Origin of the sequence: Psychrobacter sp., assembly GCF_036731945.1 — a bacterium.
GTDB lineage: Bacteria > Pseudomonadota > Gammaproteobacteria > Pseudomonadales > Moraxellaceae > Psychrobacter.
In genome coordinates this window covers 17,592-27,379 of sequence record NZ_DAINDI010000001.1, presented here as the reverse complement: position 1 = coordinate 27,379, position 9,788 = coordinate 17,592, and the positions used below count along the sequence as shown (strand labels likewise).

The 9,788-nt window shown below is 44.8% G+C and carries 7 protein-coding genes and 2 pseudogenes; 7 read left to right on the top strand and 2 right to left on the bottom strand.

Going from position 1 to position 9,788, the window contains the following annotated elements; translation table 11 throughout:
• From V7D75_RS00110 to V7D75_RS00090, 5 genes and pseudogenes are all read left to right on the top strand, one after another.
• Window positions 1-224: pseudogene (locus V7D75_RS00110) on the top strand (lipid ABC transporter permease/ATP-binding protein); the annotation flags it as partial.
• A gap of 88 nt (window positions 225-312) precedes the next feature.
• Entirely contained in the window at window positions 313-1,440 is a 1,128-nt protein-coding gene (gene lpxK, locus V7D75_RS00105) for a tetraacyldisaccharide 4'-kinase (protein ID WP_333612903.1), read from the top strand.
• A 21-nt stretch (window positions 1,441-1,461) separates the two neighbouring features.
• A complete protein-coding gene (gene kdsB / locus V7D75_RS00100) occupies window positions 1,462-2,304 on the top strand; it encodes a 3-deoxy-manno-octulosonate cytidylyltransferase (protein WP_333612902.1) in 843 nt (280 codons plus the stop codon).
• A gap of 116 nt (window positions 2,305-2,420) precedes the next feature.
• Complete coding sequence (locus tag V7D75_RS00095) at window positions 2,421-3,569, top strand: DNA polymerase III subunit delta' (RefSeq protein WP_442968888.1); 1,149 nt, start codon at window positions 2,421-2,423, stop codon at window positions 3,567-3,569.
• A gap of 42 nt (window positions 3,570-3,611) precedes the next feature.
• Complete coding sequence (locus V7D75_RS00090) at window positions 3,612-3,959, top strand: PilZ domain-containing protein (RefSeq protein WP_068408248.1); 348 nt, start codon at window positions 3,612-3,614, stop codon at window positions 3,957-3,959.
• 136 nt (window positions 3,960-4,095) lie between these two features.
• Here V7D75_RS00090 and ppk2 read toward each other — a convergent pair whose 3' ends face one another.
• Window positions 4,096-5,109, bottom strand: a complete 1,014-nt coding sequence (gene ppk2, locus V7D75_RS00085; protein WP_333612901.1) for a polyphosphate kinase 2 — start codon at window positions 5,107-5,109, stop codon at window positions 4,096-4,098.
• 398 nt (window positions 5,110-5,507) lie between these two features.
• Window positions 5,508-7,082, bottom strand: a complete 1,575-nt coding sequence (locus V7D75_RS00080; protein ID WP_442968891.1) for an acetyl-CoA C-acetyltransferase — start codon at window positions 7,080-7,082, stop codon at window positions 5,508-5,510.
• A 608-nt stretch (window positions 7,083-7,690) separates the two neighbouring features.
• On the opposite strand from V7D75_RS00080, the gene V7D75_RS00075 reads away from it, so the two are divergent.
• Together V7D75_RS00075 and V7D75_RS00070 are read left to right on the top strand one after the other, a co-directional pair.
• Window positions 7,691-9,091 (top strand): 3-oxoacyl-ACP reductase, encoded by a 1,401-nt coding sequence (locus tag V7D75_RS00075; protein ID WP_333612899.1) that lies wholly within the window; start codon window positions 7,691-7,693, stop codon window positions 9,089-9,091.
• A 334-nt stretch (window positions 9,092-9,425) separates the two neighbouring features.
• Window positions 9,426-9,788: pseudogene (locus V7D75_RS00070) on the top strand (acyl dehydratase); the annotation flags it as partial.

Genomic DNA, 9,788 nt, shown 5'->3' with positions numbered 1-9,788 from the left:
CTAGTGCGTTAGATAATGAGTCAGAATACTATATTCAAAAAGCACTCGATAACGTCATGAAAGATAGGACGACACTGGTGATTGCCCACCGTTTAACGACCATTGAATCGGCTGACCGTATTGCGGTGTTGGATAGTGGTCAAATTGTCGAATTAGGCACCCACGAAGAGCTGATGCAATTGCATGGCCATTATGCGCAAATGTACGCGCGTGATTTTGAATAAAGCTACTGTTTGAGTAAAACCACTGCAAGCCGTGATGGTACTTTAGTAGTAAATATGGCTGCATAAATAGGATAAGTAATACATCACCATGAGTATTGAAACCACAATGACGCGTGCATGGCAACGTCAGGCCGCTTGGCTCTGGCTACTATTGCCTGTCAGCTGGTTGTATGGATTCATTACGATGATGCGCCGTCAGGCTTATAAGATAGGTTTGTTTGCCAGTTATCGTGCGCCTATCCCGCTGATGGTTATTGGTAATATCACGGTAGGCGGTAGCGGTAAAACACCGTTGATTATTGCCTTGGTTAATCATCTGCAAAAGCAAGGCGTTAAAGTAGGCGTCATTAGCCGCGGTTATGGCGGTGATAGCAGTCAGATGCCAGCTTTGGTGCGTGCCGATAGCTTGCCAAGCATCGTAGGGGATGAGCCTTGTTTAATCGTCAATATGACAGGCGCGGCGATGGCCGTTTGCCCCAATCGTAAGCAGGCTATTACCATCTTATTAAATGCTTATCCTGACTTACAACTGATTATTGCTGATGATGGCTTGCAGCATTATGCGTTGCAACGTGATATCGAATGGATTGTGGTTGATGCGTCGCGTGGCTTTGGTAATCAGCAGCTGCTACCAACCGGTTTTTTACGTGAACCCATGTCGCGCTTGCAAGGTGCCAATGTGGTTTACCATGAAAAAACTGATAGGACGACCAAAGATAATAAGCAAGCTCAATCCAATCGTTTAACCATGCATCTACAAGCGGATAAATTGCAGCCTTTATGGCCTTCTGCTGTTGAGATAAAAGGTTTAACTGCAGCAGAAAAAATGCCTATGCCACTTATGCCACCTATACCAAATGGTCGGGTACATGCGGTAAGCGGTATCGGTTATCCGCAACGTTTTTTTGATACTTTATTGTCGCTTGGCTTTGATGTCATTAGGCACGCTTATCCGGATCATTATGATTTTAGCTTAGATGAGCTTTTACAGTATAGCGAGCAGCCTATTATTGTGACCAGTAAAGACGCGGTCAAAATCAGAGCGCTGCTAATAGATATGACTAGCCGCCAGACACTTAGCGAAGAGTATCAAGAGATTATTAATCGCTTATGGGTCTTGCCAGTGACTGCAGTGTTATCAGACGGTTGCTATATCAGCTTACAGCAGCAATTAAAAGCTTTAAATATTAATTTATCTAAAGGCACAAAAGCATAAATGATTTTTTAGGAATAAACCATGTCATCAGTCTTAGCATCAGCCGCAACAATGCCAATTGAAACCGCGCCAGTCAAAACTCATATCGTTATTCCTGCGCGTTTTAAAAGTACGCGCCTGCCTGGTAAGCCATTATTAAAAATTCATGGCAAACCGATGATACTTTGGGTAGCTGAAAAAGCACAGTTGGCTGATTTTGCTGATGATATGTGTATTGCGACTGATGATGAGGCGATTGCTACAGTTTGCACAGAGGCAGGTTTTGATGTGGTGATGACCAGTAGTGAGCATGCATCAGGGACCGACCGTTTGGCTGAAGTTGCTGCTATCAAAGGCTGGGCTGAGCATGATATTGTGGTCAATATGCAGGGTGATGAGCCTTTGGTACCGCCGTTATTATTACAGCAAGTCAAAGCACTACTAGTGCAAGATAGCGACAGCGTGATGGCGACTTTATGCGAGCCTATCGAGGACTACGAGACTTTTATGCGCCCATCGGTCGTAAAAGTTGTCAGTCAGACGTCAAACCATTTACAGCGCGCACTGTATTTTAGCCGTGCACCGATTCCGTGCGACCGTGATGTGGTTTTGGCAAACGATAAAAATATACAGCAGCAACCACCAAAAAACGCTTATCGTCATTTGGGGTTATACGCCTACCGCGTTAGCTTGTTACAGCAGTTTGTACACTGGCCACAAACGCCGCTCGAGATATTAGAAAGCCTAGAGCAATTACGAGTTTTAGAAAATGGTGGTCATATTGCTATTGCTACTGCAAACTGTCATCTACCAGCCGGCGTTGATACCCAAGAAGACTTAGACCGGCTCAATGCCATGAGCTTAGTCGATTTTCAAAATTGCTGATACAATAGAATTAGTAATAGCCTAAGCAAGCTAGTCGGTATGTTCAATTATTCAAATATTTTACGTGTATTAGCATGTATAGCATACTAAAGGTATTAAGCGGCGATTAGGCGATTATGAGTAAGATAACTAAAATGACAACTGAAATGACCAGCGCATTGCCTTTGACGGATAATATATATTTTGCACCGCTATTACCGTGGCAAAATGAGTTGTGGTCACAGCTGACCAAGCGGGTATTAATGCCGCAGCAATCTTTACCGCACGCGCTCTTAGCGGCAGGCATGCAAGGTATGGGTAAGCGTGCCTTTGTCTGGCGTTTGGTCGCATGGTTATTATGCCGTGAGCGCGATAGCCATCCGCTTGGCGCTTGCGGGATTTGCGAGAGCTGTCAATGGCTCAGATCGGGGACGCATCCAAGCTTACAAGTTTTGCCAATGATTGGTATGCCGGTCAGTGCCGACCATGCCGATGCTAAAGAAGCAGCAACTAGCAGCGCAAAAGACAAGAAATCTGCCAAAGCTGCCAGTAACGCTGCATTAAAAATAAAAGTTGATGATATCCGTGCTTTGCAGCCATTTATTTATCAAGGCGGGCAGGGCATGCGGATATGTGTGCTCGATTACGCAGAGCAAATGACGGTTGCAGCCGCTAATGCACTGCTCAAAACCCTGGAAGAGCCGCAAGCGCAAGTGCATTTATTCTTAATCAGTGATACTCCGGCACAGCTGTTACCCACGATTAAAAGCCGTGTTCAGCAGTTGGCACTACAGACCATTGACCCTGCCGTTGCAGTTGATTATGTGACTCAGGCTTTAGGTAGTACGGTCAATCGTGAGGCGGTCGGTACGGCAGCCATTGAGCAGCTGATACAGTTGGCAAATGGCGCGCCTTTAGCCGCGGTCGCCCTTGCGCAAGCACCATGGTATAACAAGCGCGCGCTATGGCTGACAACGTGGCAAGCGCTGCGTAGCGGCAAGCGTAGTAGCATAGCAGCAAGCGACTATTGGCAAACCCAGCTCAGTATAAGCGAGTTTATTCAATTGTCGGAGCTAATGCTTGTTGATATACGCCGCGTATGCTTGGGTCTTGATGCGCTGCAAAAGGACATTGAATTATCAGCATCTCTAAAAAATTATCAACCTATGGAAGATGGATTAGAGGCATTTATAAACAGTCTGCAAGAAACAAAAATTGCCCTACAACAAAATGTGCAAGAAAAATTTGCTTATGATAAGCTGATGCAAGAATTGGCTTATTTATAAATCAGATTAAAAAATAAACCTCACTTATAAAGGAAGCGGACTATGGCAATGCCAGGACGTGGCGGGATTTTAACCTGTCATATTGAAGATATGGAAACGTTATACGCAAGCTATTTATCCTTTGTGACCAATGGCGCGTTATTTGTGCCGTCTGACAAAACCCAAAAGCTGGGCGATGAGGTGTTTATTGCCGTCACTTTACCCAATTCTAGCGAACGCTTACCGATGAATGGTAAAGTGGTTTGGATCAATTCAAAAAGCCAAAGCGGCCGTCCAGCGGGTTTTGCGGTGCAAATAGGCACTGATGTCGCTGGGCTAAGAATCAAAAACGAGGTCGAGCGCTTATTGGCGGGTAAGCTTGATAGCTTGCAGTCGACTTATACGATGTAGTATTTTGCAGAGCTTGAAATGTATTTGCTATTAGCATAATACATTTAGCGAAAAAATGAAAAAAGCAGCCTTCTATATTAATGAGGCTGCTTTTTTATACGCCGTATTTTGTTAAATAATACTTGCATACATTTGGCTAATAACGCGGTGGCACGTACATATCATCGGGAATTGGCTCGCGGTAATACTCATCATCGCGCTTGCGTTCGGGCAATTCAATCTCATCGCGCGGTACTTCTTGATAAGGGATTTGCTCAAGTAAATGAGCGATACAGTTTAGCCGTGCGCGTTTTTTATTATTGCCTTCGACCACCCACCACGGCGCTTCAGGAATATGGGTGCGCTCAAACATGGTCTCTTTGGCTTTGGTATAATCCTCCCAACGCCGACGTGATTGTAAGTCCATCGCTGACAGCTTCCACTGCTTAAGTGGGTCATGAATCCGGCTCATAAAGCGCGAATGCTGCTCATCATCGGTAATCGAAAACCAGTATTTGACCAAGCGAATACCTGAGCGCACCAGCATACGCTCAAATTCAGGTACTGATTGGAAAAACTCTTCGTACTGAGCATCGGTACAAAACCCCATGACGCGTTCAACGCCCACCCGGTTATACCAGCTGCGATCAAACAAGACAATCTCGCCAGCGGCGGGCAAGTGCGCCACATAACGCTGGAAATACCACTGCGACTGTTCGCGTTCGGTTGGTGCGGGTAGGGCAGCAACGCGGCAAACACGTGGGTTTAAACGCTGAGTGATACGCTTGATAGCGCCACCTTTACCCGCAGAATCGCGCCCTTCAAATATCACCACAATGCGCTCGCCGTATTCGACCACCCAATCTTGCAGCTTGATAAGCTCTCGCTGTAATCGCAGTAATTCTTCAAAATAAGTACGCCGATCGAGCTTTTCTTGCTCGCTCATCGCGCGGCCATCAAAACGAAAGTCACGCACATAATCGTCTATCTCATTTTCAAGTTCTTCATCATAGCTGTCGATCAAATCTTGATGCATTTTGCGTCGCAGCTCATCGCCAAACACTTCTTTATCCATACGAGTAATAAAGCTGTCTTGTTCGAGTGCTGACAGTGCTTGCCGTTTTGGGGCGTTTAAGGTTTGTCGGTCAATCGATGAGGGATCTTTGCTCATAATAAGCTCCTAAGCAATATTTTTATGGTTATTATTCATTATGATAGTTCTATATGTGGTTTATTACTCTAGCACATTTACAATAACGCTATGAGTACGCCGTGTTTACTTGTTGCAGTCTTTTTAATATTTTTTCAGCCCCAACAAAAAACTCCCTCTAATCATCAGATTAAAGGGAGTATTAACATTGAATGCCATTTATTGGCTAGGGCGTGTCCTCAATTCAACCGATAGCAATCTAAATGGGCTAAAAATGGTTAAATCTTGCCAAACATCGTCAAATAGCTAGGTAATATCCCGATATTATCTGCACTATTTTCCTTGTTTGACTGCCATTTACCTCATTTTTATAACCATTTTTAAAATGAGGACACGCCCTAATTAACTTAACTAATAAATTATTTTTCTAGAATACAGGTTACGCCTTGACCGCCAGCGGCGCAGATTGAGATAAGTGCGCGACCTGAACCTTTTTGGTCTAACAATTTGGCAGCAGTGGCTAGGATACGACCACCGGTTGCGGCAAATGGATGACCTGCGGCAAGTGATGAGCCATTGACGTTTAGCTTGCTACGATCGATAGAGCCTAGTGGCGCATCAAGACCCAAACGCTCTTGACAGAACTTCTCATCTTCCCAAGCTGCTAGCGTTGATAACACTTGTGAGGCAAACGCTTCATGGATTTCATAGAAGTCAAAATCTTGCAGCGTTAAACCAGCGCGCTCAAGCATACGCGGTACCGCATAAGCTGGCGCCATGAGTAAACCTTCTTTATCGCCAGATTTACCGATAAAGTCAACGGCAGCCGTTTCTTGATGAACGATATATGCTAGTGGTTTAAGACCACGCTCTTTGGCCCATTCGTCATTGGCCAATAGCACACAAGAGGCGCCATCGGTTAGCGGCGTCGAGTTAGCGGCTGTCATGGTTGGGTTGGCATTCTTTTTACCAAACACGGGTTTGAGTTTAGCAAGCTTGTCTAACGTCGTATCTGGGCGCAAGTTGTTATCGCGCGTCAAACCTTTGTATGGCGTGATGAGGTCGTCAAAGAAACCTTCGTCATACGCGCGTGCTAGATTCTTATGGCTGTTAAAGGCAAGCTCATCCTGATCTTCACGGCTGATGTTCCACTCAAGGGTGGTAATCGCTTGATGGTCACCCATGGATAAACCCGTACGCGGCTCGCCATTTTGTGGTGAGTCGATCAAATCTTTAGGATTTAAACCCATTAGCGCTTTTAGACGTTGTTTGTTGTCTTTAGCCGCGCCCAATTTGATTAGCACTTTACGTAAGCCATCGCCAACCGCGATAGGGGCGTCAGAGGTGGTATCCACACCGCCAGTAATCGCCGAATCAATGATACCAAGGGCGATTTTATTGGCAGAAGCAAAGGTTGCTTGTAAGCCAGTACCGCAAGCTTGTGAGATATCGTACGTTGGTGTATGTGGGTTTAAGGCGGTGCTTAGTGTCGCTTCACGAGTTAAGTTGATATCACGGCTCAATTTCATCACCGCACCAGCAACGACTTCACCGACTTTTTCGTCTTGTAAGTTAAAACGCTCGACCAAGCCATCTAACGCGGCGGTTAGCATGTCAGTATTGCTGTCATCAGAGTAAGCTCCGTTTGAGCGTGCAAACGGGATACGGTTACCGCCTAGGATAGCGACGCGATGTTGCCCTGAGCTTAGGCCAGTTTTGCTTGATTCTTTAGCGGTCGTAGCGGTTGTTTTTGTACTAGCTGTGTCAGTCTTTTTATTGGCATCTTTAGCCGCACTATCATCTTTAGTAGCGTTAGTGGTTTTGCTGTCTTTTGAGCTTTTTTCAGCGGTGCTCTCCTTTTTTGACTCATCTTTTTTAGACTCGTCTTTCTTAGAATTATCTTTATTAGAGCTGTCTGTTTTCGTATCTGCTGTTTTGGCATCCGACTTTTTATCGTCCGCTTTTTTTGGCTCAGCGGTTTTTGAGTTTGCCATTGTGTCAAAAACGTTCGGCTGCTTGGCGTCTTCAGTTGCTGCGTCAGTCGTTGTATCGGTATTTTGGCTATCACCGGCTTTTACGACGGTCGTTTCAACAACAGGGCTATCAGGATGATTGTTTTTAGTACTCATAATATTATCCTTAAAAAATATGGGTAGAAGATAAAAGGGAAAAACAAAATAAAAATAAAAGAGAAAAACATAGTACACGGCAGAGAAGGTTAGCATAAGGCGCTTTTTACGCGCTTACTGTATCTCTTTAGCAAACGATGTGACGCTAATTTTAAGCTCATGCCTTCAATGCTAACTATCAAACGCTACTGATTATACTGGTTAGTATTGATTAATAACATTGCATAACGAAGCTTTTGATAATATATTGTTATCTATAAATGCATTTGCCATAACTTATACGTTAGATTTTAACATAAGTGGGGTGTTTTTAACGCGAGAAAAAGTTGCTATCTTGTATACTGGCTTGTCTACAGATTATGATAGACAGGCGCAGCTTTTGGACTTGTTTTGCATGGAAGTGTATAGTTACAGCAGTTTTTAACCTATTTACTCATATTAGTAATTTTTTTTATCAATTATAGGATTATATTATGTCAGACCGTTATGGTGATTTTGTGCAGTCTTCTATTGGCCGAAAAGTGGCAAAAAACCTAGGCTTGCCGATGCCAGTAGAGCTAGACCGTTTTGATAGTGGTCAGCCGTCAGTACGCGGTAGTGTGTTGGTTGGCCGTGCTGATGGCGACAATACTGCCATCAGCGAATCAGTTGCCCGTATTTTGTCAGACCTGCACGCTGATGTATTTGTAAATAGCCGTGATGCGGTAAAAGACGCGCTGGCTGATGCAGGCGTGAAAGCCAAAGCCAATACCGGCGGCGATGACAAATTTAAAGTTTTATTGTTTGATGCCAGCAATATCAGTAACGCTGATGAGCTCAAACAAGTGTATGAGTTCTTTCATGCAGTAGCGCGCCGCGTCGAAAAATCAGGTCGCGTTATCGTTATCGGTCGTCCACCAGAAGATCTAACAGATATTGAAGCGGCATTGGCGCAGCGCTCGCTTGAAGGTTTTGTGAAATCTGTTGGTAAAGAGTTTAAGCGCGGTATCACCGCCCAGCTTATCTACGTAGCAGAAGGCGCTGAAAAGAACTTAGACTCAACGTTACGCTTCTTTGCCTCAGCGCGCTCAGCTTATGTGTCAGGACAAGTGGTACGTGTTACCAATGGCGACAACGTTGATGTCGATTGGACGCAGCCTTTAGGCGGTAAAACCATGCTGGTCACTGGCGCAAGTCGCGGTATCGGTGAAGCTATTGCTCGGGTGTTGGCACGCGAAGGCGCCCATGTTATCTGCCTTGATGTACCGCAGCAGCAAGCGGACTTACAAAAAGTCGCCAGCGAAATCAGTGGTTCAGTATTAACCGTCGATATTACTAGTGAAGATGCGGGCAAAGAAATCGCAGAAGCAGCGCAAAAGCGTGGCGGTTTAGATGCCGTTATTCATAATGCTGGCGTGACCCGTGATAAGACACTGGCAAAAATGGATGAGAAAAAGTGGGACATGGTCATCAACATCAACTTGGGCAGTATTGCCAAGCTAAACCGCTACTTGCTCGATAATGATGTGCTAAAAGACCATGCACGTATCGTCTGCGTCTCATCTATCTCAGGTATCGCTGGTAACCTAGGTCAAAGTAACTATGCCACCTCTAAAGCGGGCGTCATTGGTTTGGTAAATGCGACTGCTAAGCAATTAGAAGACGGCTCTAAAGGCATGACCATCAACGCTGTAGCGCCAGGATTTATCGAAACGCAAATGACAGAAGCCATTCCGTTCGCCATTCGTGAAGCCGGTCGCCGTATGAACTCAATGAGCCAAGGCGGCTTACCAATCGACGTTGCTGAAACCATTGCATGGCTTGCGTCACCAGCTTCTGGTGGACTAAATGGCAACATTGTGCGTGTTTGTGGCCAAAGCTTGTTGGGTGCATAGCTTGTTGGATGCATACTCAGTAAAATAGAGGCAGAATACTGCTCGATAAATGACTAAATCATAGTGAGCAAGCCTGTATTAAGTAGGTAAGAGGGACAAGATTTTTAAATCGACCTCACATACGCTTACGAAAAATTGCTGATAAATTGTAATAAAGCTGCCCAAGGGTGGCTTTTTTATGATAAAAACAGGTATGAATAAAAGCATGTGCCAGTAAATGAATGAATAAATGAACCAGTAAACGAACAAGCAGACAAAAGAATGCTTCGCTGTTTACAAGTAGCCAGATAATTTGCTCCAGCCTCAGTTAGCTCAACCCCATTTAGGATTTATTATGTCAGACAAACATTATGATGCGTTGCCAAAAGCGCATACCACTTATGCCAATATCGTCAAGAGCTTATTGCCTATTGGTAATAACGAAAAGGTCAGCCGCGATCAGTTGCCACAAGCGACGTATTATGTAGATAATTTGCACATCGACCAAAGCAATCTTGACGATTATCGTAAGATTTGTGGTTTCGCCGACAATGGCAAAATACCGATTACCTATTTTTCTGTTTTATCACAGACGTTACAAATGAATATGATGGTCAAAGAGCCATTTCCCTTTGCGATGCTAGGTTTGGTGCATGTGGATAATAGCGTGACGCAGTATCGTCCTATCGGTGAGCGTGAAACGGTAGCGATGGCGGTG

Coding starts and splice junctions, on each gene's coding strand:
- ppk2 (WP_333612901.1), bottom strand. CDS start 5,109: ATGAGCAAAGATCCCTCATCGATTGACCGACAAACCTTAAACGCCCCA.
- kdsB (WP_333612902.1), top strand. CDS start 1,462: ATGTCATCAGTCTTAGCATCAGCCGCAACAATGCCAATTGAAACCGCG.
- V7D75_RS00080 (WP_442968891.1), bottom strand. CDS start 7,082: ATGGCAAACTCAAAAACCGCTGAGCCAAAAAAAGCGGACGATAAAAAG.
- V7D75_RS00095 (WP_442968888.1), top strand. CDS start 2,421: ATGAGTAAGATAACTAAAATGACAACTGAAATGACCAGCGCATTGCCT.
- lpxK (WP_333612903.1), top strand. CDS start 313: ATGAGTATTGAAACCACAATGACGCGTGCATGGCAACGTCAGGCCGCT.
- V7D75_RS00090 (WP_068408248.1), top strand. CDS start 3,612: ATGGCAATGCCAGGACGTGGCGGGATTTTAACCTGTCATATTGAAGAT.
- V7D75_RS00075 (WP_333612899.1), top strand. CDS start 7,691: ATGTCAGACCGTTATGGTGATTTTGTGCAGTCTTCTATTGGCCGAAAA.